The following is a 22,481-nucleotide window of genomic DNA, read 5'->3' on the forward strand; positions in this document are numbered from 1 at the left end:
GAAAGAAAGCTCGATTGACTATGCCGCCTCGCTCCAGTCTTTTGAAAACAACGTGTGTTTGCCCGGGGCAAGCCAATAACATGGCCAAGCCTCGTGGAGGGAGTAGCCAAGCGATGCGTCAGGGCTAGACCCGCTTTGCACTCGACCACACGGCGGCGGCACGAGTTCACGTCGGAGCATTTTCGCGCGTGCCCGCGATGTCGCGGCGCACATGCCGCCAGCCTAGATTTGATGGCGCGAGATCGAGGATCACATGCACCACAACATTAGCAAGTCAGAACAGAATGCCCGCGACTGCGGCATATCGCTGCCGAATGCGATAAAGGGTTGTCCAAAGTCCGAAACGAATCCTGCGAGTGTGGCATTGCACGAGCGCGCGCTAACCGGCATCTTCGAAATATCGAAAGTACTCGCCGATGCCGCCCGGCTCGAACTCAAGTTGGCCAAGGTAGTCGATCTCCTGCACTCGTTTGTGCAGATGCGGCACGGCATCATCGCTCTCTGCGATGCCGAGGGCGGACTGGACATCACAGTGGCCAGCGGCTGCGGCACGAACGGCAATGAGCCCTCCCGGTCGCGCCTGCCGCGCAACGCTATCGACCGGATTGTGACGACCGACACGCCGCTCCTCGCCGAGGACATAGCGATGCATCCGACCTTCACTGCCGCTGATATCGAGGTGCTTGGGGCCTCCGACACCGTGTCGTTCATCGGCGTTCCCATTCGTGTTGATGGGAACGCCATAGGCGCGCTGACTTTGGACCGGGTTTTGGAAAGCAGGTCAAGCTATCGGCTCGACGATGATGTCCGGCTGCTTACCATGATTGCCAACATGGTGGGACAGACAGTCAAGTTGCATCGCTTCTCCGCGGCCGACCGCGAGCGAACGCCGGAGCTGGAACATCGGCCGCAAACGAAATTTTCTGATGTTAAGCACCCTGCACCCCGGCGCAAAAAGGTCCGCGTCGAGGGGATGATTGGTGACAGTCCGGCGATAAGCGCCCTGCTGGAGAAGATCGCGGTCGTAGCCAAGGCAAAAACCACAGTTCTGCTGCGAGGTGAGTCCGGTACCGGGAAGGAGCTGGCTGCCAAGGCAATTCACGAGTTGTCGCCGCGCGCCAAGCGGCCCTTCGTTAAACTCAATTGTGCAGCGCTCCCAGAGACAGTCCTGGAATCCGAATTGTTCGGTCATGAGAAGGGTGCCTTCACAAGCGCATTCAATTCCCGCAAGGGGCGCTTTGAGCTCGCTGACAAGGGGACGTTGTTTCTGGATGAGATTGGCGAGATCTCGGCCTCGTTCCAGGCAAAGCTACTGCGCGTGCTGCAGGAGCAGGAGTTTGAGCGCGTCGGCAGCAATCAGACCATCAAGGTAGATGTTCGCGTGATTGCCGCCACGAACAGGAACCTGGAAGAGGCGGTTGCAAGGAATGAGTTCCGCGCCGACCTATACTACCGCATCAACGTGGTTCCCTTGCTGGTACCAGCATTGCGCCAAAGGCGCAGCGATATTCCGCTCCTCGCAGCTGAGTTTCTCAAGAAGTTCAACGACGAGAACGGCTGTACGCTCACCTTCGATCCGCGTGCGATTGAAGTGCTGATGAAATGTGAGTTTCCCGGCAACATTCGCGAGCTTGAAAATTGCGTGCACCGGACAGCGATCCTGGCCGAGGGACTGTCAATCGGGAGAAACGACTTTGCCTGCTCCCAAGGCCAATGCTTTGCCGAGGCGCTGTGGAAGTGCAGATCGGGCAAGGCCGCGCTGCAACCACCGCCGATCCTGCCGGAGTCAGCGAATTTGGCCACGCCCCCGGACGAGGCCGCCAGTTCGGCCGCGACTACAGGCCCGCTTGCCGGCGCAACCCACCCAATTGGCGCGAGGACGCCCGACATAGAGCGCGTCATTGCTGCCATGGAAAGATGTGGCTGGGTGCAGGCAAAGGCAGCGCGCTTGCTTGGGCTGACCCCGCGCCAGATTGGCTACGTGCTGAGGAAATACGGCGTCGAGATCAAGCGTCTTTGAAAGCATGACCCTGGGCATGAGCTGAGCCGCTTAGCGCCGCGCAGCGATGCAGATCCGCGTGCGCGTCAACTCGATTCGACCGAGGACAGCCTGGCTGAATTCCCATGTCAGCCGGCGCTGCGACCATTGTGTGAAAGGCAACCCTGCCATCGTCAATCCCGTCCGCCATGTTGCTCTCGTTGCGAGCTCATACGCATGCCCCCTGTACTGAAACGGAGTCAAATATGTCCGACGCAAAACTGCAAACTGTGCTTTCGGCTCTTTCGCAAGTGACACGACAGTTGGATGCTCTGCCGTCCAACGGACCAGCGCCGGACGCAAATTTTATCAAGCTGAATACGAATGAGAACCCGTTTCCGTTGCCGCCAATCATAATGCAAAGTGCAGTGGCGGCCCTCAAGCGCCAGTATCTATATCCGGATGACGATAACTTCAGATTGAGGGAAGCAGCGTCCAGCACCTATGGCGTTTCCAGGGATCAGGTCATCGCTGGCAACGGGTCGTCTGAACTGCTCGGACTGATCTACAGAGCTTTCCTCGCACCCGGCGACAAGGTTGCGATGATGTCGCCAGGGTTTTCGTTCAACCGCAAACTTGCCATGCTCCAGGGCGCTGAGTTCCTCGAAATCGGATGTCAAGCTCCTTCCCTGCCAATGGAGCAATTGCTTTCTGGTCCGGCAAAAGACGCCAAGTTTATTATGTTGGCCAATCCAAACAATCCGACCGGAACATTCCTCCCGATAAGCGATATCGAACGCCTCGTAGCACAATCGGACCGCTTGATTGTCCTCGATGAGGCCTACGTAGACTTTGCACCCGATCACGGACTGCGCCTCATCAACCGGTATTCGAACCTTCTGATCTTGAGGTCATTCTCGAAAAGCTATGCCGTCGCCGGCATTCGCGTCGGTTTCGGTTTCGGTCACCCTGAAATTATTGGAAGGCTGCGAAACATCCAGAACGTCTTCAACATGAACGTGATCGGGCATGCCGTTGGTATCAGCGTGCTTGCGCATCGCGGCGCCTACGCAGACAACCACAAGCACATCAAGGATGAACGAGAGCGAGTGACAGTTGCACTATCGCAACTCGGATTTTCGGTAACACCCTCCCGCGCAAATTTCTTGCTGGCCCGTGTGCCCGCGGGACAGGACGGCTCATGGTGGCAAGCAGCATTGGAGAGGCAAAAGATACTTGTCGCGTTTTTTCCGGACAAAGGCTTGGAACACTGTATCCGCGTCAGCATCGGCACAAAAGAGCAGATGGATGAATTTCTTGCTGCCGCTGGCGACATTGCTGGAAGCTTAACGGTGCCAAGCTCCAGAGGCAGGGAAGCGTCAGGCTCTGCTTCTTCGTTACGCTGACGCTAATCGGTGATCACACACATCTCTTCCGACTTGCTGGTGATCCCAGCAGGAAAACAGCCTGCTTTTAAAATCGGGGACTTAAAGAGTGACAAACGTCTTTCCTTCAAACCTGGCTTTCGGCATCTTCGATCATTTGGATGAGGATGGCCGCGATATAGGCCGGCAGTACGAAGATCGCCTGATATTAGCAGAGGCGTGCGATCAGCTAGGGTTCTATGCCTATCATCTCGCAGAACACCACTGTACTCCCCATGGGAGAGGTCCATCGCCGAATCTGTTCTTATCGAGCGTCGCCCAGCGCACCCGGCGCTTGCGTCTCGGACCCTTGGTGATGCTGCTTGCGCTTTATCATCCGCTGCGTGCGTTCGAAGAGATCTGTATGCTGGACCAGTTGAGCGGTGGCAGGCTCGAACTGGGCATAGGGCGCGGTGCTCTCCCGACCGAATTGGGCTACTTCGGGATTGGTGCGGACGCGGTGCCGGGCCGTTATGCCGAAGCCAGCGAAATTCTTATGCAAATACTTGTTAATTCGAGGGAGGTCGGCACGCTATGCTATCAAGGCCGCCATTTTGATCTCAATGACGTTCCTTTGACGCTAAGACCTCATCAGCGTCCACATCCGCCCACATGGGTCGCTGCCAATCGACCCGAGTCCACAGCTTGGGCCGCTGCGAATGGAACAAATATCGCGTGTGTAGGACCTTCCTCTTCTGTTCGCAAAACTACTGATGCGTTCCGCGCCTATCGAGAGGACAACGCAGGCGGGGGGAATCAAGGGAGATTTGTCGGATTGCTCCGCATGGTCGTGATTGGGCGTTGTGACACACATGCCTATTCGCTCGCGGCACCTGCTTACGCACGCTGGCTCAAGAGCTTCCAATTCCTTTACGAGCTTAACGCTATCCCCACTCCACCAAACTTGCCGCTGACCTTCGATGCGGCAGTCGAGAGTGAATTGTGCGTGGTAGGATCAGCAGAGTCTGTGCGAAAAGCTCTGCTAGATCAGTTGGAAGAGGCAGGTGCCAACTACCTGCTTTGTCAAATGGCATTTGGAAATCTGCCGCTAGATGCTTCCCTTTACACTGCGAGGACGATTCAGTCCGAAATCATGGCTCGACTTGGCTGACCATGAAATTCGCGGTCTGAGGTTAAATCGTTGTGTAGCGCTCTCACACTCACGTGATCGAGCGTGCACGTGGTGGGGCGGGCAATCGAGAGGAGGCCAAACTGACGACGAGCAGGCGGCACAGAATACCAGCTTTGTGCGTTGGCTGGCGTCTGGGCCATCGTGTGAACATGCACGATCCTAAGGAGAGGGTAGCCGAGCGCGTCACGATGCCGGCACGCGTCTGCTCGTCGCGCTGGCGCTAGTCGTTGCCCATAGCCAGCCGCAGGAGGTTCTTCTCGCCCGGGGCGGCGTCGGTGCGGCGCCCATTAATCCAGCTTCATCAGCGGCCCGTCGGTAGCAAAGCCGTCACTCGCTACGGCGCTATTGAGGGCGCGCTCGCGAGCGGCTTTGCGACGCCGAGCCAACACCTCGAGCGAGCTCGCCCGATGATGGTGGTGCACCGCGGTCGGATACGATGCTGGAGGAAATCGTTCGCAGCCGGTCTTCACGAATTGCGAGGAGTGCTCGTTCTTGAATGCTGGCTGCTGGCCGGATGCGGTGGCCTGAGTGGTCTGCCGACACGCCCGAAAGTTAACGCCACTACCACAAGGCCGCCAAGATGTCAGGTCTGAGAGCCAGCTTGGACGGTGGTATCGTGTTCGGGAAGGTCGTCGAAGGAGGCGTAGTTGAGATAGTAGAGTTTGGAATACAGGCCGCCCATGGCTATTAACTTATCGTGGTTGCCAGTCGCAATAACTTGGCCATTCTGAAGCACGATGATGCGGTCGGCCCCCCGGACCGTGGCGAGACGGTGGGCGATGACGAGGCCAGTCCGCCCTTCAAGCAGCTTGATCAGAGCCTTCTGAATCTGCAATTCCGTGTAGCTGTCGATGTTGGCGGTAGCTTCGTCGAGCACGAGGATCTTGGCGTCAGCGACGAGGGCGCGGGCGAAACTGATAAGCTGGCGCTGGCCGAGAGATAAGTTGTCGCCGCGTTCGCCAAGTTGGGTCTCATACCCGTCGGCGAGGCTCATGACGAAGTCATGCGCGCCGACAGCCTTGGCCGCCTCGATCACCTTGTCGCGCGTGGCTTCCGTCTTCTGGTATCGAATGTTCTCGAAGACCGTCCCGGTGAACAGGAATGGCTCCTGCAGCACCATGGCGACCTGGCGGCCGAGCGATTCCTGGGTGAGGTCGCGTACATCATGTCCGCCGACCAGCACCTGACCCTGCTGAACATCATAGAAGCGGTGGACCAGGGCCATCGCACTCGATTTGCCAGAACCGCTCGGTCCGACTAGTGCGACCGTCTCGCCCGGATTGACCTTGAACGAGACATTTTTCAGAACCGAACGGTTCGGATCGTAGCCGAAGGTGACGTCCCTAAACTCGACCGAGCCGTCCATTTCGGGCGAAAGCACCTCGGCATTGGGTTTGTCCTTAACATCGATCTTGACGTCGAGCACATCGGTCAGGCGCTTGCCTGAGGCCATGGCGCGCTGCATGACCGAATATTGCAGGGTGAGTGAGCGGATCGGGTCAAAGAAGCGCTGGATGTAAAATAGGTAGGCTACCAACACGCCCACATCTATACGGCTATTCATGACCATCGAGCCGCCGACCACAATAACGGCGGCCAAGGCGAGGCCGGTGATGCCATCGACGATGGGCACCATGACCAGTGCATATCTGGCAGCGATCAGGTGGGTCCTGAGGTTGGCATGGGCCCGATCGTCAAAAAGACTGAAATTCACCTGCTGGCGGTCCATTGACTGTATGGTCCGCACGCCGTGAATGGCTTCGGCCAGCGCGCCATTGACGACGGAATTGGTTTCGTGTGCAGCCATGAAGGCGTCGCGGGCACGCGGCAACCAGACAATGCGGACGATCACCAGGATCGGCAGAACCGATAGCGTCAGGAGGCCGAGGCGAAAGTCGAGCCACAGCATTACGAAAACGATGCCGAAGAGAAGCGCAACATCGCCTAGGGAATATACCGAGGTTTCCAGGAACTCCTGTATGGAGTTAACGTCGCCTTGCAGGCGCGACATCAGGCGTCCGACCTCGGTCTTGTCCATGAAAGAGAGCGAAACCTTTTGCAGATGGCCAAACATGGCGCGGCGGATGTCGAACAGGACAGTTTCGGCCATTTTCCCATCCAAGGCTTCCTGCATGTAGCCGGCGGCGAAATTGACCAAAATCGCCGAAAGGAACGCGCCGACGGCCGCAAGCTGGGCTGAGCGATCGGGCCTTGCCGGGTTCATGCCGAGGTCGATCGCGTAGCGGATGATCAAGGGGATGAGAAGCTGCGTCCCGGTGAAGATCAGCATCGCGACAATCGTGACAACTACCTTTGCCCGGTAGGGATGGACGAAGCCCCAGATGCGACGGAGGATGCTCTTGTCGAAAGCCCGGCCGAACATCTCCTCCTCGATCCGGTGCGAGCCGACGACCGCGCGCGGAGGGCGTCTCCCGTCGTCACGTTCGGCTTCGAGTTCGCCGCGGCCCTGGTCCATCAGCGGGCGCCCCCATCCTGGGTAATAATGCTATCACCCGGGCGCGTCTGGAGATCGTAAAGGGCCCTGTAGCGTCCCCGCTTCGCCAGAAGCTCTTCATGCGTGCCGCGTTCTACGATTTCGCCTTTATCGACAAAAAGGATTTGATCGGCATGCTTAAGCGCACTCAGCCGGTGCGCGATGATGATCGTCACCCGATCCTTTGCGAAGCGCCGCATCGCCGCGCGAATGCGCAGCTCGGTGCCGGCATCGATCGCGGCCATCGAGTCGTCGAAAATGATGACGGAGGGGCGCAGCATCATGGTGCGAGCAATCGTGAGACGCTGGCGCTGGCCGCCAGAGAGAGAAACGCCGCGTTCGCCCACGACCGTCTCATACCCTGCCGGGAGCCCGAGGATGTAGTCGTGGAGCTGGGCGTATTCTCCAGCGCGTTCAATTCGCTGTCTCTTCGCCCAGGGATCGCCATAAGCGATGTTGTTCTCGATCGTTGTGGTGAATAGGAACGCATCCTGCTGTACAACCGCGACCGCCTTGCGAAGGCTCTCGAGGGTGACATTGCGTATGTCCTGGCCGTCCAACGTGATGGCGCCACCGGTCACGTCGTAAAAGCGGGGGACCAGATGAGCCATCGTCGATTTGCCGGAACCCGGCGGACCGACGATCGCGATCGACTCGCCTCTCCGGGCCTCAAAGCTGAGGTTCTTCAGAATGGCGCGGTTTTCGGCGTTGGGGTAGGCAAATGAGACATTGTGGAAGCGCAGAGTGCCGTCACTTATCTCAAGCGGTCTGGCCTCGAGAGCATCCCTGATGGTGATCTCCTGATCGAGGAGACCGAAAAGCCGCGAACCGCAGCTAGAAGCGCGGGCAAACGCATTGACCATGAGACCGATCTGGCGGACTGGCATTTGCAGCATGGTCATGAAGGTCAGGAAGGTCGCCATGGTTCCGACGCTGATCTCGCCAGCGACGAGCTTGTTGCCACCGATCCCAAGCACCAATCCCATTGCGAAAAAGTAGGACAAGGTCATCGCCGACGTGTTGGGTACGTAGATGTCAACGAGATCGTTGGCGAGGTCGAGCGCGTTCTTGGAAGCGCCGTCGAACTTCAGCATCTCATAGGATTGAGCCGCAAAAGCGCGGACCACACGGATACCTGCGAGATTTTCCTTCATCACGCGGCTTAGTACCGAAAGGCGCTCATAGAGGTCGAGCCAGGTGGCGCGCAGCCTAAGCTGTGTGGTCGATGAGCGCCAAGCGACAAAAGGCACGAAGCTGAGCGCGGCCAAGCCGAGCATCGGATCGGTCGAGATCATCATGTAAGCGCCAATCCCGATCAGCATCGTCAGCAGGAGCACCCGCATGAGCCCGGTGGAAAAATACATCCGCACGCCTTCGAGATCGAGCATTCCGGCGGTTATCAGATCGCCTGAATGGACCCGGTCGTGAAAGGAAAAGCTGAGACGCTGGATCTTGTCGTAGTAGGCGAGCCGCAATTCGTACGCGACATGATGCCCGACGGCTTCGGCAAAATAGTTCTGCGCCATCGTGAAAACGCCGCGTAGCGCGCTGACGGCGAGCAGCAGGAGAGCCGGGGCCCAGAGCGCTTGTCCTGCCGCGGCCCCCGCGACACCGCCCCCGATAGCTGTCTGGGTCTGGTCGACAGCCCGGCCGAGAAGCTGGGGAATGAGCAACTGGAGGATTGCCGCCATGATCGTCGAGCCCATAGCGAGGGCAACCTGCCACGGATGGCGCAGATTCATACGCGTGATGCGCAACAGCGTACTCAAATCCCGGCCCCAGCGCGCCGCTTCAACATGGGCCAACGAATTCAGTGCGTTCGTTGCGCCGCTGACAGCTTCACTGTTCACGGGTGTATTCCCGACTGCATTTTGCGCCTTCGAGGAAAGCCGAAGCAGACATCATCAAAGGCATCCGCCATTGTTAATCCCGTCCTCAACCTGCAGCCGTGCCCGTTCCCACAAGCCGAGCCGCCGCTTGACTTAGTGGCATGTCGATCACCGTGATTCCGCTTGCCGCAAGAAAACGCGCTTCGTTTCTGGTCAGGGTTTCCGCGTCCATTACGGTGCAATAGGGACCGCGGGAGCGCTTCATGATCTGTCTGGCGTAGGTGCGCAGCATCTGATCGTTGAAGCGGCAGCCAACGAAGAAAAATCCACGGGTGATGCGCCGTTCCTTCACAGCGTCTGGGATCGGTGTCTGGATATCAATTTCGGACAGGACTTCGACGTAGTCGGAATCTGCGACGAGAAAGTTTTGCGCGGGCGTAATACTCCCGTGAGGTGAATAGAGAACCGTCTTGGCCCCCAATCGGGGGTCGAGCTCCCTCCCGGACAAATCGTAGGTTTTCGTCCAAATGTTGCCGATTTCATTCGCGCGCGTGACGCCTTGTATCTCAACGACGTCCGTTCGGCCGGTCTCTACCAGAGCCGTGCGCATCGCGCTGTCATACCAGCTGTCGATGATGAGGGAGAGTGGCAGCCTTGCGAGCCAGGCGTGGAAGGGGGTCGGCCCCACCGGCGCTGCGAATATGTCGGTCATCCAAGCTTGAAGCGTCCGGCGATGCCGGCGCTGTTCGATGAACTGTGCAACCGACCACATATTGGTGCGGATCCTGGAAGGGGCTGGAGCCCGTGCATTGAGTGCCGCGGCAACAACCTCCGGGGTATGCGGCACAGGCGGTTCCACACAGTTCAACTCAAGAAGACCCGGACCGAGATAGGGGATCACCTCATCGGCGGCGAGCGCTTCCTTCGCCAGGTCAAGCAGCTTTTCAGCAAAACTGTCCCGCACAATGACGAGGTGGCCCGATGTCAGGATCGTGTTCATCTCGTTTCCTCGCGACGCACCCAGGGGCAGCATCAGCCCTCTTCGGAAATCTTCCTTGCCTCGACGGTGATCGGCAGACGCGTATCATGTGGGAGATCGGGTAGGAGGAGCCGCCACCCGTTCCTGAGCGTGACCGTTCCGCCCCACAACTCTTCCTTCTCGAGTTTGATGATCGGCTCTTCGAGGTCCTTTTTGGGGACATACGCTGACAAACCAGCATCGCTCCTGCGGATCATGACTTTCATCTGGCCGTCCCTTCATTGGTATTGCTTTCAGCACTGCAGGGCGCCTCGGCCTTGTCGAGGCTCATCAGTTCACGCGCTCGCATACCGACGACGGTGCCACGGTCGATCCACTCGACCGCATAGATGAAGAACTGCTGGAGAAAGGTGCCAATGTCGCGCACATATCCCTCGTCCCCCTTCCGCACGAGATTTTCGCCGATCTCCCTGCCAGGATAGGTGCCGTCATTCTTTATGTGGCGAGTGGCACGTACCCGCTCTCCCGGCATGAATCGTGGAGGCCTGCGGATTTCGATCTCCTCTTCGCGTCCGAGCGACATGTCCGTTCCCTGATTTCTCTTGCGGCTGAGATTGCGAACAAGGCGTTCCAGGCGTCCTGCGTAGGCAGCCCCCAACCATGTCGGCAGTCCAATGTCCGTTACGCAGGAACGCAGGTCTTCGGCACCGGACATACCGAGGCACATTGCTGCGCATCGAAGACCCCCTCGCATTCGGTGCACTTCTGTGACTCGATCACGTAGCTCTCGCCTTTGAACTTGATCGCGCCCGAAGGACATTCGAATTCGCAGGCGCCGCATTGGGTGCATTGGGATGCGATGATCTTGAAAGCCATTTTAACTCCTGGTCCGAATGAATGAGACAGCTCAGGCCGTCGCCGCGAGTGTGGGGGTCCCAGACGCGGCGATGTAAATCGCGCTGATTGCTGTCTCGATATAGTCATGGGCACAGGCGTCGGTGGCTCTGATTCCGGCCTCCGCGAGCTGATCCTGCGGGCAATTTCCGATCTTGGCGCACAGCACGATATCTATGCCTTGAAGCGCTGCGATGACGCCATCGAGGGCGGCTTCTGCGCCCCAGCCGCCGAGGCAATACTTGTCCACCTTCCGATGCCCGACGAAGCTGATCCCTTTCAGCGAGGCTTGATAAACCTGGAATTCCTTCGCATGGCCGAAATGCTCATTGACGCGGCCGCCGCCCTTGGTCGCCACCGCGAAGAGAAGGGACTTGCCGCGGCTCGCTGCCTTGACCAATCCGATCGCTTCTCTCCTAGCCTCGACGTGATCACGGCGCTCCTCCGCGACCAGCTCCCGATAGGCCTTGCGTTTGCTGGCATCGTAGGTGACCTCGCCGGGAATCCGGTCGACTGTGAATTCCTGGCCACGATCTTCTCCGAGCAGGCCCACGGCATCTGCCCGGCACTGCCGGCAGTGCCGCATCAACTGGGCGCCACCTTCGACACGATCCTGAAGAGCCTTCATCTCCATTGCGTTTGGGCCGCGCTGCCCGCTCAGTCCGTAATGCGTGCCGTGTGCCGGGTCCGAAATCAGCGGCATAAGGTTGTGCAGGAACGCGCCTCGCTCCTTAACCCATCTATTCACCTCGATCAGATGCTCATCGTTCACGCCTGGGATCACCACCGAGTTGATTTTGGTGAGGATGCCCCGCGCGGTCAGCATCTCCAGGCCCAACATCTGCCGTTGGTGCAGGATCCGGGTGGCTTCAATGCCGACGTAGCGGCGATGATCGTGAAAGATCCAAGGATAGATCTTTGCACCGACCTCAGGGTCGACCATGTTGATCGTGATCGTCACGTGATCGACATTCATGTCAGCAAGCTCATCGACATGGTCGGGCAGCGCCAGCCCATTCGTGGATATGCAAAACTTGATGTCTGGGATTTCCCTGGCGACCCTGGCGAAGGTCGCCTTCGTCTTCTTCCAGTCGTAGCAGGCGTCGCCCGGTCCGGCGATGCCGAGCACGGAAAGCTGCGGCACCTCATTGGCGACCGCGATCACCTTGCGTAGCGCCTGATCGGGCGTCAGCTTTTCAGAGGCCACCCCAGGCCGGCTTTCGTTGGCGCAGTCATATTTGCGATTGCAGTAGTTGCACTGGATGTTGCAGCCCGGCGCGACCGCGACGTGCATACGCGCGAAATAGTGATGCGCCTCTTCTGAAAAGCAGGGGTGATCCTTGATCTTCTCCCAGACAGCCGGATCCGTGTCGTCGGGCTTTGTCGACGAGCCGCAGGACGAAGACGCGCAGCCCCCGAGTTTCATGGTGCCAAGCAACTGGTCACCGAATGTCGTGCTGAGGCTCTCAAGCGAAATTGCCGGTGCAGACATGAACGGCTCCGTTGCTGCGTGATGTCGCAGTTCAAAGCGCAAGAGCTATGCCAGCTCAAAGAGCTGTTTCGGTTCACGAATAGGCTTCTCGTGTCAGATTCCTTCGGATTGCTCCGACACACCTTTGTCGGGCTTACGACAGTGGACAAGCAAATAGGGTCGCGAGGCTAGCAGCCTCGGGCGCGCAGAGTGTGAGCGAGACCACTCCGGGCTGCTTACGCTTGACGTCATCGCGACGTCTGGAATTTCTTCACCTTGATACCATGCCGGCCCAGGGCGTAGCCGATTTGCCATGGCGTGAGGCCGAGGATACGAGCCGCCCTGGAAGAACCCAACCGGCCTAGTCAATCGCGTCGATCAGCCGGTTGCGTGCCGTCAGATGCGGGCGACAAGCGGCATGGTTCGGATGCGGCCGTAAGAGGAGATACCTTGCTGCGGAGGCGCCGATGCGACTGGCCGGCAGCCGCAATTCGCTTGATCTGTTACGGCCTGTGATATGAGGCGGCGAGTGCCTGATTGAGGTGCGTGGGTATTGCCGGCAGTGGCGGCAATCTCCGGCTCTCCTTCAGCGTCCAGGACGACGATCGCTCAATTACCCGTCTGCAGAAACGTGGGCAGGACGTTCACGACAATTGGCCAGCGTATGGCGAGCGTAATCTCCAGCTCGCTCGGGGCGGTCAGCACCTTCACATATCGTAGAGTCCCTGAGCGGGTATCTGCTTAGGGCATGCTCGATGGGCGGTTCAGGGCCTCGTCGACCCGATCTGCGGCCCGGTGGCTCATAGAGACGACTTCAGCGGTTGTCGTCCAGAGTGAACCTGCATTTTTTATCTGAGGCTGAATTATGCAAGAACAGTATTCGTGCAATTTCTCTTCATTTATTGGCGATTAAAGCAAAAAATGGCATGGCCGAGACTCAGCTGTACTGGATGATCGCCGCCTTAAGTGTGCGTGCGCCGGTCATCCGAATTTAAAGAGGATTCCGAAACCGCCGCGTGGATAGTTCCACTCGATCTCACCACTCGTCTCGCACAAAATCCGGCAGGTGCCGCACTCCATGCAGCCGTCGGCAGTGATCTCCACTTGACCCTTGTCGTTCAACTCATAACATTTCGCCGGGCAGACGTGGGTCAGCGCGAGCAAATTCGCGCTCGGCTTCTGGTGCGGTCGCACTTTGATGTGCGGGCGGCCGGAATCCACCAAGTAGCGGTTCTGGTAAAGCTTGTCCTCGACACGTGACTTCGTCGCTGCGCTGGTCATATCGTCTCCCCTCAGCGCCACGCCAATGCAAGGCGGACCGCGTCGCTGACCAGCCCCCAGCGCGAGCGCGCCTTGATGAAGGCCGCCGTGGTCGCCTTTTCCTTCTCGATCTTCGGCGTGCCGTCGACACGCATGAAGTTCTGCGCAGCTTGCGACATCAACCGCGGATAAGTCGTGAAATAATTGCTGGAATTGGTGTGGAGCAAGGCCGGCATGTCTTTGTATTTCCTCAGGTCCTTGACCACGAAGGACTTGTCCAGCATGGCTTTGTAAAGGGCGAGATTCCGTTTGTTCATCGGACCGTTGCGGCTCTTGACCTCGACGATTGCCTCAGCCGCAATGCGGCCGGAGGTCATGGCGAGGTTCGAACCCTCGCGGTGAATCGCGTTGTTCAGTTGCGCGGCATCGCCGACCACGACCCAACCATCGCCAAAGAGCTGCGGAATAGCCTTGTAGCCGCCTTCGGGAATGAGGTGTGCGGAATATTCTTTCACTTCCGAGCCGGCGATCAGCGGCCGGATCGAAGGATGGCTCTTCAAGGCATCAAGGAGAACGTAGGGGCTCTCGACCATCGCGGCAAAATCGGAGACGAGGCAGCCAATGCCCAGTGAGATGGACTCCTTGTTGGTATAGAGGAAGCCGAGCCCGGCCATGCTGCGGGAGGTCGTGCCCACCGCCTCGATCACGCAGCCCTCATCGCCCTTTACGCCGAACCGCTGCTCAATGACCTCTTCGGGCAAGAAATGCATTTCCTTGACGGCGAGGGCCACGGTTTGCGGCTTTGGCATCTCGCGCAGGCCGGCTCGAGTGCCAAGCAGTCCGCAGACACCTTCTGCGAGAACGACCACGTCCGCGTAGATGGCCCCGCCCGCCCGGTCTGTGCGGACGCCGATCACCCTGTCCTTGGCATCACGGATGAGTTCCGTCACGGTCGTCTCGCACAGAACGGTCGCGCCGGCCGCGCGCACCTTACGCGAAAACCATTTATCGAACTGGGCACGGATGATCGTGTATCGGTTGGGCTTCGCCTCATTGAAGTCGTCCGACCTATAGTGAATCCCGGTATGGGATGTGTCGTCCATCACCCAAAGCCGCTGTTCAACCAAATGCCGCTCGAGAGGCGCATCATCCCGGAAATCCGGGATGATCTTCTCCAGCATGTTCGCGTACATGATGGCACCCTGGACATTCTTGGAGCCCGGGTATTCACCCCGCTCCAACTGCAGCACCTTCAGGCCATGGCTGGCCATGGTGTAAGCAGCTGCGTTTCCGGACATGCCTGCCCCAACAACAATGGCGTCGAAGTTTTCCTCGATCATGTCCATCCCCTTAGCTCGAAAGCTTATCGCGACTGTGGGGCGACAGCCGCCGGGTGAAGGCTTCCGTCAGTGCGGGCAGGAAGCGGATCGCGTCGGTGACGATTCCGAGGTGAGCGAAATCGAAAATCGGCGCGTTCGGGTCGGTGTTGATGGCCACGATGAGATCCGCCCCCTCCACGCCAACCCGATGCTGGACGGCGCCGGAAATCCCGGCCGCTATGTAAAGCTTCGGCCGGATCGTCTTGCCAGTTTGGCCGATCTGCCGATCAGCTGGCATCCAGCTCTTCTGGACTAACGGACGCGAACAGCCGTGCTCGGCGCCGATTGCTCGTGCGAGGTTCTTCACAAGCTGCAGGTTCTCCGCCGCGCCAAGACCAAGGCCTCCCGCAACCACGACGTCGGCATAGGCAAGGTTTGCCTTCGCCGACTGATTGTCCGGCAGGAAGCCGAGGACTTTGGTAGCGATCTCGTCCTCGGCAAGCGAAAGCTTGTGCCGGATGACACGCCCGACCGGTTTATCCGTCCGCTGCGGCATGGGCATGACCCTCGGCCGCACGGTCGCCATCTGCGGGCGGAAATTGAGCGTATAGATCGTGCACAACAAGGAACCGCCGAAAGTCGGACGCGTGGCGGCGAGCGAACTGTCGGTATCTACATCGAGTTCGGTGCAGTCGGCCGTGAGCCCCGTCTGCAAGGTCGTCGCCACGGAGCCGGCAAGATCCCTGCCCAGTGTGGTGGCACCGAGAAGAAGGATTTCGGGTTTGTGGGTATCGACCAGATCCGTCAACGCCTTGGTGAAAGGTTCATTCCGATAGTCGGCGAGCAGGGGCGCCTCGGCGATGTAGACAAGGTCAGCGCCATACGCGAATGCTTCGGCAACGGCGTTCCCCACGGCCTCTCCCGGCGGTCCAAGCACGACACCTGCAAGCTGGACCTGAAGCTTGTCTGCTAAGTTGCGGCCTTCGCCGAGCAGTTCGAACGATACCGGATGGACCTCGCCACGTTCGAGCTCGATGAAAACCCAAACGTGCCGGTAGTCCTTGAAATGGGCGGGCAACTCCTTCTTTATGCCGGCGCGGCCGGCGGCAGGGCGAGGGGTTTCTCCGTTCGCGGTCGACATCGTTTTTGCTCCTTGCCGTCACGCGCCGCCGTTAAAGGCGAGCTCATGTTCCAGCGCCGGCTGGCGGGTGAAGATTGCGGTGATGAGTTCGTCAGCGACATCGCGCAAGGCCTTCTCGGCGGTGTCGATTTGTGCCGCCTTTTCAGCTCGAGCAGGAGGGGCGAAAACACGTTTGACGACCGTCGGTGAACCGCGCAGGCCGCATTTGGTGAGATCCTCAATGCCGGCGTCGGCCGCGCTCCATTTCAAGACCTGGCTGCGCGCGGCGCACAAGGCGTCCTGGATCGAGCCCCGGCGGATCTCGTTTGTGCCTTCCAGCATGGTGATGAGGCAAGGGAGCCTGCTCTTCAGCATCTGTGTGCCGCCTTCGGAACGGCGCTCGACCTTGATCTCGCGTGCAGCAAGGTCGACAGAAGGGATCTTCGCGACATAGGTCAGTTGCAGGAGTCCGAGGCGCTTGGCGATGCCGGGCCCGACCTGGGCGGTGTCGCCATCGATCGTCTGCTTGCCGGTGAAGACGAGGTCTGGCGTGCCGAACGTCTCGCCAATCTTCGCGATTGCCTGGGAAAGGGCGAACGAGGTTGCCAGCGTGTCGGAGCCGGCAAAATAGCGGTCGGTCAAGAGCACCGCTCGGTCGGCGCCGTAACCGAGCGCCTTGCGCAGCGCGTCCTCTGCCATGGGCGGACCCATGGTGAGCACAGTGACTTCGCCGCCATGTGCGTCGCGCAGTCTGAGCGCTTCTTCGAGGGCGAACAGGTCGTAAGGGTTGATGATGGTCGGAACACCCTGGCGCATGATCGTGTTCGTGACCGGATGGACCCTTATCTGTGCCGAGTCCGGCACCTGCTTGATGCAGATTACGATGTGCATTGGCGGTTTCTCTAGGCTCCTGTCCGGGTCCGGCATTGCGGTTATCTCCTTTGTCCGCATTATTCGTGCCAAGTCTCTTGCGCTCCCCCTTTCCTACAACTTCGGCTGGTTGCTTCTGACGGCGCTGTGGTGATGACCGCATTTGGCGGCTGCTCGACATTGTCGCGTCGCACCCTTGTCGCCGATCATTCCCGTCCGAACCGCTTCAGTACCGAGTCGAACGGAACAAAGGTGTGACCCGGCGCGGCAGGTTTGTTCGGATCGTGGTCCTTGAGCACCTTGAAAATCCGATGCGTGAGCGGCGAGGAAATCGCAAAGTCCTCGTAAGCTCGTTCGAGCGTCGCGCGCACCCTCGCGGCAATCACCTGGTCGGGCAGACCGGAGAAATCTTCTTCGGCGAGGTATTGGCCCACACGCTTCATGATATGGAGCCGCGAGACATTCAGTACCTTCGGGTCATAGGCGACGCCTAGGACTGAGAAGAATTCCTCTGCAGCCGACAAGCGCTTCAGTCGTGCGAGGATGTCGGTGACATCCATGGGGCGGCTGTCAGCGGAACAATTCATTGCATTCTTCCTGGTCGCAAAACTGTGGCCTCTGTGCGCTCGCGCACGGCTGACTTGGACCCGCACAGCTCGATAGGGATGCCTCGCTGCACATTCCATCGTAGAGCTCGACCAGTCGAGTTGCAGTGACGGTCGATTTGGTCTCGGCCGCCTCGCGTCGGACGCGGGCCACCATCGCGGCTGCCAGATCCGGGTCGAGATCGCGACCGCTTTCGCTCAGCACATGGGCAATCGCAGTGGCGCCGGAATGCTTGCCGATGACGATCCGCCGGCAGCGGCCCACGAGAGTCGGATCGAGCCCCTGATAAGTACGCGAGTCCTTCAGCAGCCCTGCGACGTGAATGCCGGATTCGTGGGTGAAAACATCGGCGCCGACGACCGGCTTAGTGGCTGCGGTCTGCCGGCGGGCGGCCCAAGCCACCTGGGCGGCGAGGCCGGGCAATGCGGTCAGCTCAATGCCGGTGTCTGCGCCGTCGAAGACTGCCATTGCGGCGGCCACCTCCTCCAGCGCGGCATTGCCCGCACGCTCGCCGAGCCCCAGGACGGTGACGGAGGCATGGCGCGCGCCTGCGCGGATCGCCGCCAGCGTGTTGGCGCCAGCAAGTCCGAGATCGTTGTGCGCATGAAATTCAAGGTCGATTGGAGACTGCACCACGAGCTGGGCGACAAGTTCGAAGGTCGAAAACGGGTCGAGAACACCGACTGTGTCGGCCAGCCTCACGCGGCTTGCGCCGGCGCGTGCGGCCGTCTCGATGACGCGGGCGAGATGATCCCGATTGGCCCGCGAGGCATCCTCGCAGCCCACCGCGACGAAGAAGCCGGCATCGGCGGCGCGCCTGACCATATGATCGATGACCTGGAGCGCTCCCGCCTTGTCGAGGCCGAGCTTGGCGGCAAGTTGGATGTCCGACGCAGGCAGCGACAAATTGACCGCTTGGACGCCGCTCTCGATCGCTGCATCGAGATCCAACGACGTCATCCGGCACCAGGCCATGAGCCGAACCGGAAGACGCCGCGCTACCACGGCGCGAATTGTTTCCATCTCGTCGACGCCCATGACCGGCGTGCCGATCTCGATCTCTGTCACGCCAGCCGCCGCAAGAGACTCAGCGATCTCCAGCTTTTCCGTCGTGGTGAAGGCGACGCCCGGCGCCTGCTCGCCATCGCGCAAGGTCGTATCGTTGAGGGAGACATGACCGGTCATGACAGGCAGCCTGTTCTTCTGCGGCTCACGCATAGACCGGACTACCCGGCCCAGAACCGGAAAAGCTGCGCAGCTTCCCCACGATTCCCGGCATGACCTCGAGCACCCGGTCGATGTCCTCTTCGCTGTTGTCCCGCGCCAAGGAGAAGCGGACTGCCGCGTGTGGCGTTTTCATCGCGCTTAGGACATGGCTTGGTTCCAGAGAGCCGGAGGTGCAGGCCGAGCCAGAGGAACACGCGATGCCAATGCGGCTGAGGAGAAGTGGAATTCCATCACTTTCGACATGTTCGAAGGAGATGTTTGCGGTGTTGGGCAACCGTTGCAAGGGATCACCAGTGACACAGGTGCTTGGGATGCGCTGGAGGATCCCGCCCTCCAGGCGATCGCGGAGCGACTTTACCCGTGTGGTCTCGTCGTCCATGAATTTCAAGGCGAGTTCGGCCGCCGTGCCGAGCCCGGCTATGCCGGGCGTATTCTCGGTGCCAGCACGCCGGTTGTGCTCTTGGTGACCCCCCTTGATCAGCGAATGGAAATCGACGCCACGTTTTACGAAAAGCGCACCGATCCCTTTCGGCCCGTGCAGCTTGTGGCCGGAGAGCGACAGCATGTCGATTGCGGTCGACTTCAGGTCCATCGGAAGCTTGCCGACCGCCTGCACAGCATCGGTATGGAATAGGGCGCCCACTTCCTTGGCCAACTCGGAAAGCCTTGCCACGGGGAAGATCACACCAGTCTCGTTGTTCGCCCACATTATTGACACGATTGCAACCTGTGGGGTGAGGGCGGCCATATAGGCGTCGAGATCGAGCCGACCACGGCAATCCACCGGGATCCTGTGCACCTTGAGGCGGCGGGTCTTCTCAAGATGCGCGCAGAGCGTGAGCACGGCGGGATGCTCGACCGCGGACGTCACGATCTCGGTTCGGTTGGGCGCCGCCTCGAGCGCTGAAAGAAGCGCTGCATTGTCGCTTTCTGTCCCACCCGAGGTGAAAGTGATCTCATCCTCGAACTCCGCGCCGATCAGAGCTTGCAACTGCCTCCGCGCCTTTCTCACCGCCGCACTGACTGAGGCGCCAAGAGCGTGTGCCGACGAAGGGTTGCCGAATTGATCCCTAAAGAACGGCAACATCGCTTGCACGACCTCAGGATCGACCCGTGTGGTTGCGTTGTTGTCGAGGTAGACAGGCTTCATAGGTGCGATCCTCAGTTAAACAGAATGACGCGAGCGCTAGACCGACTCGTTGAGCCTCTGGCGCATGCCGTTGATGATCATTTGAACTGGCAGCGCGCGCAGGCGCCCGGAGTGTTTGACGTAAACCGGATCTCCGTCGATATGGACATGTTCGCAGTGGCCGTAGGTCAGCCCGCAGGTAAGGACGCCCGAACGCGATAACGCTACCGATGAGCCGAATTTGGCGCAGCGGCGCGATTTGTCCGCAAGCAGCTCGGGTGCCACCAGGAACCGAGCTGCTTCGGGAGGCGACGTTCTTTGAATCCTACTGGGAGCGAATGGCGGTCCCGAGATCGGCTTTGACCTTGTCTTGTTTTTTAGGACGGGGACATCTGTTGTGCCGGCCATATAAGTCTCCTCTGCCGCAAAATCACTCTGTCGGCCGCACAGGCGCTTCGGGCGTTTAACTGAAGGACTTGCCGCAGCCGCACTTTTCGCGCGCATTGGGGTTATCGAAGACAAAACCGGAAGATTGGAGCCCGGTGAGGAAGTCGACGGTCATGCCGGCTACATGGGGTTGGGAGCCCGCGTCCACGAACAGCTTGACCCCATCTGTGTCAGTGATCGCGTCGCCCTCGCGCGACACGCTCTCCAGGCCCATTAAGTATTTGAAGCCTGCGCAGCCGCCGGCCTCGACCATAATGCGAAAGCCGTCCGCCGGCTCGCTGGCACGGCAAAGAGCAGTCTTGAAGGCGGCAACAGCGTTGTCGGTGAGCGTAATCATGGCTCCATTCTCCTCAGTCCGCGACCTGCTTGCCCATCACGTTGCATGCACCGTGCCAAAGCCAAAAAACGTTTCAACACAGCGCGGCATCTCTCGCACTGGTGCCTCTTGATTGCTGATAAGGTGTCGGCCAATCGACACGTGCTGTCGGGTTTGTCGGGTCCGGCACGAGGGATGTTGGCCTGAGTTCTTGGGTGAACTCACATCACCAAGGACAGAACTTCTTCTGAGCTTGCCTCGGCGCAATTGGCACGGTTTTTGAAGCTCCGTTTGGCGAGACGGCAAGAGCATGCCGATCCACAACCATGCCGTGGGTGCCATCGCGATGGATGGGCGAAGCAAGGGAGTAACATGTCAGGACCGTGGTCAGATACGCGTTGTTGGCAAAGCAGCGCCGCTCGTGGCATCCGAATGCCCGCTTGGCCGATTGCGACAACATCCATACTGGCTCACCACCGCCCAGTAGCCGCCGACCGGCTCGATGGGATGCCATCGGCATGTGGCTGCTCGCCGGTTTTCGCATCGGTGCGACGCCGTGCGCACGCTGTCCAGCGACACCTTGTTCATGGGCCAGCAGCAGATCAGGATCGAGCATTTCGGCGCGCCTTATCGGCTGAAGATTCCCGGGCAGGGCAGATGATCCTCACACGTCGTAGAAACAGGGGTAAGCATGGACCAACGCGAGAAACCGTCGCCCGACGAAATCCGGCGGGCGTGCAAAGACAATCCGAAGATCCGGGAGCATGATCTCGCCGCTCGATTGGGCATTTCGGAAGCCGAGTTGGTCGCGGCGCATTGTGGTCACGGCGCGGTGCGCATCGAGCCGCGCGTCGATGATCTGCTGACCGGCCTCGAAGCGGTCGGCGAGGTAATGGCGGTCACCAGCAACGAAAGTGCCGTGCACCAAAAGATTGGCGTCTACGGCAAAGTGGTCACCGGCAACCAGCATGCCATACTGCTCGGCGACGAGATCGACCTGCGCATCTTCCCGAAAGCGTGGGCGTATGGCTTCGCCGTCGAGAAGCGCGAGGGGGCCGAGATCCCCCGCAGCCTGCAATTCTTTGATGCCACCGGCGAGGCGATGCACAAAGCTCATCTCACGCCCGCCTCGAACCTGCAGGCCTATCAGGATCTGACGGCAGAGCTTGTATCCCCCGACCAGGAGCCGATCATATCGCTCGAGGCGAGCGGGGCGCGCGATAACGCAGTGAGTCCAGACCACGCCACCACGGTCGACGACCTACGCGAGCACTGGGGCCGGCTAAGCGACGTGCATCAGTTCTACCATATGTTGAAGACACTGACGCTCAGCCGCTGCCAGGCGATGCGTATGGCCGACGAGGATGACGCCTGGCTACTCGACAATGATGCCATTGGCGCCCTGTTCCAACAGGCGGCCGAAGACGAGATGCCGATCATGTGCTTTGTCGGCAATCGTGGTTGCATTCAGATCCATTCCGGCCCGATCAGGTCGGTCAAGCAGATCGGGCCGCGGATCAATGTGCTCGAAGAGACCTTCCATCTGCATCTTAGGACCCATCGCATCCGCGAGGTCTGGGCCGTGCGCAAGCCGACGAGGGATGGTCACGTTACGTCCATTGAAGCCTATGGCGCGGACGGCAAGATGATCATCCAGTTCTTCGGCACGCGCAAGGAAGGCGAACGCGAGGGCAGCGACTGGCGGTTTCTGGCCGAGAGTCTGCCACGCGTTCCCGGTCCGACCTCCAGGGGTGTGTTGACTGCCGACAGGTCCTCGGATTGAATTGGCCGCGATAGGACTCAGCACCACGTTCCGACAGCGGCTCGCGAGCAAATCTAGGTCCATGAGCGGAAAGGATGCCGTCGTAGCGCATGCGCATGGTCAGGTGATGCACGCCGGATGGACCGCATCTATACAGTCAAGCTGGTCGCCGGTCGGCACCGGTGCGCACGAGTGCATCGCCGTCTGCCGGAAAAGCCTTGCAG

General features: G+C 59.7%; 23 protein-coding genes. 6 read left to right on the forward strand and 17 right to left on the reverse strand.

Going from position 1 to position 22,481, the window contains the following annotated elements; genetic code table 11:
• Positions 1–253 precede the first annotated feature (253 nt).
• The 3 genes from nifA to NKI05_RS26700 all read left to right on the forward strand — a co-directional run bounded on the left by nifA (position 254) and on the right by NKI05_RS26700 (position 4,513).
• Complete coding sequence (gene nifA / locus NKI05_RS26690) at positions 254–2,020, forward strand: nif-specific transcriptional activator NifA (protein ID WP_352793520.1); 1,767 nt, start codon at positions 254–256, stop codon at positions 2,018–2,020.
• A gap of 224 nt (positions 2,021–2,244) precedes the next feature.
• Complete coding sequence (gene hisC, locus NKI05_RS26695; protein ID WP_352793522.1) at positions 2,245–3,384, forward strand: histidinol-phosphate transaminase; 1,140 nt, start codon at positions 2,245–2,247, stop codon at positions 3,382–3,384.
• Positions 3,385–3,472: 88 nt separating this feature from the next.
• Positions 3,473–4,513, forward strand: coding sequence for an LLM class flavin-dependent oxidoreductase (locus NKI05_RS26700; RefSeq protein ID WP_352793524.1), 1,041 nt, complete (start codon positions 3,473–3,475; stop codon positions 4,511–4,513).
• Between the two features lie 604 nt (positions 4,514–5,117).
• Here the strand turns inward: NKI05_RS26700 and NKI05_RS26705 are convergent.
• The 11 genes from NKI05_RS26705 to NKI05_RS26755 all read right to left on the reverse strand — a co-directional run bounded on the left by NKI05_RS26705 (position 5,118) and on the right by NKI05_RS26755 (position 16,791).
• A complete protein-coding gene (locus NKI05_RS26705; RefSeq protein WP_352793526.1) occupies positions 5,118–7,010 on the reverse strand; it encodes an ABC transporter ATP-binding protein in 1,893 nt (630 codons plus the stop codon).
• The gene (locus tag NKI05_RS26710; RefSeq protein WP_352793528.1) at positions 7,010–8,878 is read right to left on the reverse strand and encodes an ABC transporter ATP-binding protein; all 1,869 of its coding nucleotides are present in this window, start codon (positions 8,876–8,878) and stop codon (positions 7,010–7,012) included. The genes NKI05_RS26705 and NKI05_RS26710 overlap by 1 nt, the downstream gene beginning before the upstream one ends.
• An 85-nt stretch (positions 8,879–8,963) precedes the next feature.
• Positions 8,964–9,857: an SIR2 family NAD-dependent protein deacylase gene (locus NKI05_RS26715; protein WP_031198798.1), complete on the reverse strand. Its 894-nt coding sequence runs from the start codon at positions 9,855–9,857 to the stop codon at positions 8,964–8,966.
• A 32-nt stretch (positions 9,858–9,889) separates the two neighbouring features.
• Positions 9,890–10,102, reverse strand: coding sequence for a putative nitrogen fixation protein NifT (nifT, locus tag NKI05_RS26720; RefSeq protein WP_352793530.1), 213 nt, complete (start codon positions 10,100–10,102; stop codon positions 9,890–9,892).
• Positions 10,099–10,419 carry a nitrogen fixation protein NifZ gene (locus tag NKI05_RS26725; RefSeq protein WP_023687354.1) on the reverse strand — a complete coding sequence of 107 codons (321 nt, stop codon included), beginning with the start codon at positions 10,417–10,419 and terminating at the stop codon, positions 10,099–10,101. Before NKI05_RS26725 ends, nifT begins: the two co-directional genes overlap by 4 nt.
• Before the next feature lie 98 nt (positions 10,420–10,517).
• Positions 10,518–10,712 (reverse strand): 4Fe-4S dicluster domain-containing protein, encoded by a 195-nt coding sequence (locus tag NKI05_RS26730; RefSeq protein ID WP_023672218.1) that lies wholly within the window; start codon positions 10,710–10,712, stop codon positions 10,518–10,520.
• A 31-nt stretch (positions 10,713–10,743) separates the two neighbouring features.
• On the reverse strand, positions 10,744–12,222 hold the full coding sequence (nifB, locus tag NKI05_RS26735; protein ID WP_352793532.1) for a nitrogenase cofactor biosynthesis protein NifB: 1,479 nt from the start codon (positions 12,220–12,222) through the stop codon (positions 10,744–10,746).
• Positions 12,223–13,182: 960 nt separating this feature from the next.
• Positions 13,183–13,482: a ferredoxin family protein gene (locus NKI05_RS26740; RefSeq protein ID WP_023687351.1), complete on the reverse strand. Its 300-nt coding sequence runs from the start codon at positions 13,480–13,482 to the stop codon at positions 13,183–13,185.
• An 11-nt stretch (positions 13,483–13,493) separates the two neighbouring features.
• On the reverse strand, positions 13,494–14,801 hold the full coding sequence (locus tag NKI05_RS26745) for an FAD-binding protein (RefSeq protein WP_023687350.1): 1,308 nt from the start codon (positions 14,799–14,801) through the stop codon (positions 13,494–13,496).
• 10 nt (positions 14,802–14,811) lie between these two features.
• A complete protein-coding gene (locus NKI05_RS26750) occupies positions 14,812–15,921 on the reverse strand; it encodes an electron transfer flavoprotein subunit alpha/FixB family protein (RefSeq protein ID WP_023685019.1) in 1,110 nt (369 codons plus the stop codon).
• A gap of 18 nt (positions 15,922–15,939) precedes the next feature.
• Positions 15,940–16,791 carry an electron transfer flavoprotein subunit beta/FixA family protein gene (locus tag NKI05_RS26755; RefSeq protein WP_023672212.1) on the reverse strand — a complete coding sequence of 284 codons (852 nt, stop codon included), beginning with the start codon at positions 16,789–16,791 and terminating at the stop codon, positions 15,940–15,942.
• Between NKI05_RS26755 and NKI05_RS26760 the strand changes: the two genes are divergently transcribed.
• The gene (locus NKI05_RS26760) at positions 16,715–16,924 is read left to right on the forward strand and encodes a hypothetical protein (protein ID WP_023708822.1); all 210 of its coding nucleotides are present in this window, start codon (positions 16,715–16,717) and stop codon (positions 16,922–16,924) included. The genes NKI05_RS26755 and NKI05_RS26760 overlap by 77 nt on opposite strands.
• Positions 16,925–16,976: 52 nt before the next feature.
• Here the strand turns inward: NKI05_RS26760 and nifW are convergent, their stop codons facing one another.
• The 6 genes from nifW to NKI05_RS26790 all read right to left on the reverse strand — a co-directional run bounded on the left by nifW (position 16,977) and on the right by NKI05_RS26790 (position 21,111).
• Complete coding sequence (gene nifW / locus NKI05_RS26765) at positions 16,977–17,357, reverse strand: nitrogenase stabilizing/protective protein NifW (RefSeq protein WP_023687348.1); 381 nt, start codon at positions 17,355–17,357, stop codon at positions 16,977–16,979.
• Complete coding sequence (gene nifV / locus NKI05_RS26770; protein ID WP_352793535.1) at positions 17,341–18,561, reverse strand: homocitrate synthase; 1,221 nt, start codon at positions 18,559–18,561, stop codon at positions 17,341–17,343. The genes nifW and nifV overlap by 17 nt, the downstream gene beginning before the upstream one ends.
• A gap of 25 nt (positions 18,562–18,586) precedes the next feature.
• Positions 18,587–19,753 (reverse strand): cysteine desulfurase NifS, encoded by a 1,167-nt coding sequence (gene nifS / locus NKI05_RS26775; RefSeq protein ID WP_023685015.1) that lies wholly within the window; start codon positions 19,751–19,753, stop codon positions 18,587–18,589.
• A gap of 36 nt (positions 19,754–19,789) precedes the next feature.
• On the reverse strand, positions 19,790–20,140 hold the full coding sequence (locus tag NKI05_RS26780) for a hypothetical protein (RefSeq protein ID WP_155921674.1): 351 nt from the start codon (positions 20,138–20,140) through the stop codon (positions 19,790–19,792).
• Between the two features lie 55 nt (positions 20,141–20,195).
• Positions 20,196–20,516 carry a HesB/IscA family protein gene (locus NKI05_RS26785; RefSeq protein WP_023685013.1) on the reverse strand — a complete coding sequence of 107 codons (321 nt, stop codon included), beginning with the start codon at positions 20,514–20,516 and terminating at the stop codon, positions 20,196–20,198.
• 205 nt (positions 20,517–20,721) lie between these two features.
• Positions 20,722–21,111, reverse strand: a complete 390-nt coding sequence (locus tag NKI05_RS26790; protein WP_245267180.1) for a hypothetical protein — start codon at positions 21,109–21,111, stop codon at positions 20,722–20,724.
• Between NKI05_RS26790 and NKI05_RS26795 the strand changes: the two genes are divergently transcribed.
• The gene (locus tag NKI05_RS26795; RefSeq protein ID WP_156941050.1) at positions 21,082–21,156 is read left to right on the forward strand and encodes a hypothetical protein; all 75 of its coding nucleotides are present in this window, start codon (positions 21,082–21,084) and stop codon (positions 21,154–21,156) included. The two genes, NKI05_RS26790 and NKI05_RS26795, sit on opposite strands and share 30 nt — an antisense overlap.
• 30 nt (positions 21,157–21,186) lie before the next feature.
• Positions 21,187–22,278, forward strand: a complete 1,092-nt coding sequence (locus NKI05_RS26800; RefSeq protein WP_352793536.1) for a hemin-degrading factor — start codon at positions 21,187–21,189, stop codon at positions 22,276–22,278.
• Positions 22,279–22,481: the final 203 nt, after the last annotated feature.

This window comes from Mesorhizobium sp. M0771, assembly GCF_040320155.1.
GTDB lineage: Bacteria > Pseudomonadota > Alphaproteobacteria > Rhizobiales > Rhizobiaceae > Mesorhizobium.